1 protein-coding gene is annotated in these 527 nt (G+C 72.3%); it reads left to right on the forward strand.

Translation table 11 applies throughout. The features are described 5' to 3' along the window. Nucleotides 1–527: AAA family ATPase (locus IE329_RS40145; RefSeq protein ID WP_190216005.1), on the forward strand; the 527-nt coding region annotated here is incomplete at both ends.

Raw genomic sequence — 527 nt, forward strand, 5'->3', positions numbered from 1 at the left:
CTCGCCGGACCGCCCAAGGTCGGCAAGTCCTGGCTCTCCCTCGGACTCGGCCTCGACGTCGCCGCCGGACGACCCGCCTTCGGCACCGTCCCCGTCACCGCCGGCCCCGTCCTCTACCTCGCCCTGGAGGACACCGGCCGCCGACTCCAGAACCGCATGACCAAGCTCCTCGACGGCCGCCCCGCACCGCACGGCCTCACCCTGGAGACCGAGTGCCCGCCGATGCCCCAGGGCGGCGCCCAGATGCTCGCCAACTGGCTCACCACCAACCCCACCGCGCGCCTGGTCGTCATCGACGTCTTCGCCAAGGTCCGCGGCACCTCCGCCCCCGGTGCATCCGCCTACGACGCCGACTACGCCGCCATCGGCCACATCAAGGCCATCGCCGACCACTTCGCCGTCGCCGTCATCCTCGTCCACCACGTCCGCAAGATGGCCTCCGACGACTTCCTCGCCGAAGTCTCCGGCACCAACGGCCTCGCCGGCGCCGCCGACGCCACCCTCGTCCTCAAACGCGCACGCGGCAA

It is taken from the genome of Kitasatospora indigofera (genome assembly GCF_014655955.1).
Classification (GTDB): domain Bacteria; phylum Actinomycetota; class Actinomycetes; order Streptomycetales; family Streptomycetaceae; genus Kitasatospora; species Kitasatospora indigofera.